Raw genomic sequence first — 1,124 nt, forward strand, 5'->3', positions numbered from 1 at the left:
GCTCAGGATCTGCACGCCCTTGGTCGTGACCGTGCTTACCGGGCCAATCCGCCCCTCGCTATCCTCGGCCCGGAGCAAGTAGGTTCCGGGCTTGAGCGGCACGACCGCGATCGCCTCGCCCCCCGAGACCCGGTCCATGAGCGTGGAATTGGCCCAGCTCGCCGCCGCTTCCTTGCTGTGGCGGATCACGATATTGCCGCCGACGCGCACATCCACATCACGCGCACGCTGCCATTTCAGGACGGCAAGCCCGCCTGCGGATTGGATCGTCAGCCCCGCGAGCGCCGCAGGCGGCGCCGTCAGCCCCACCACCTCGCGCGCGCCCTCCCGCCAGGCCGAGGAGACCCCGAGCACCGAGACGGCCTTCACCCGGAACGCCCATTGCCCGGGACGGATGTCGCGCAGTTCCAGCACCGTCCCCGAAGTCCGGCCCCGGTCCATCCAGTCCTCCGCGTCACGCCGTGTCTCCACCTGATAGGTGTCGACAAAGCCCGAAGGGGCCGCTTCCCAGCCGATGCGCAACAGCACCTTCACCGCCGAGCCGTCCCGCGTGACGTAAAGCTCCTCCTCGCCTTGCGGCGCGCCCGGGGGCGCGATGTCAAAGGCCGAGGGCAGCGTGGTGCGCGGGGCGGCCGCGTAGATCCGCTCCTCGGAAGCATCCCAAGCATAGATCAGCGGCGAGGTCTCGCGCAGCAGGATCTCGGGGGCCAGCCGCGGGCCCGACCCGAGCTGGCTCAGGTCCAGACGCATCGCCTCGACCTCGAAGGGCTTGCCCTCGGGCAGGTCCGCGCCGCCAAAGCCCCAGCGGTCGTAACGCAGCCGTGTCGTCTCGCCGGCCGCTACCCGCCAAGCCTTCAGCTTGCCCGAGAGTTTCACCTGCATCTGCCGCCGGGCCCGCTCGAGCTCGATCTTCGCAAGCCGCTGCGCCATGGAGGCCGAGATCGTAAACGGCAGCGAGATATCCCGCCAGACCCGCTCGCCGCCATCCTCAGCCAGATACACGTCGCTGGCATAGGCCGGGAAGTCGTCCGGCTGCCAGTTGTTCTCCGGGCTCACGAACTGGCCGCGCACCGCGTTGAAGTTGGACGCCCGGCTCTGCCGCGTGGTGAGCGTCAGGCCGCCTT

At 69.6% G+C, this 1,124-nt stretch carries 1 pseudogene; it reads right to left on the minus strand.

Features of this window, described 5'->3' with window-relative positions:
- Positions 1 to 1,124 (minus strand): annotated as a pseudogene (locus P0X85_RS15075) (phage tail protein); the annotation flags it as partial.

Origin of the sequence: Pseudothioclava nitratireducens, assembly GCF_029210495.1 — a bacterium.
GTDB classification, from domain to species: domain Bacteria; phylum Pseudomonadota; class Alphaproteobacteria; order Rhodobacterales; family Rhodobacteraceae; genus Pseudothioclava; species Pseudothioclava nitratireducens.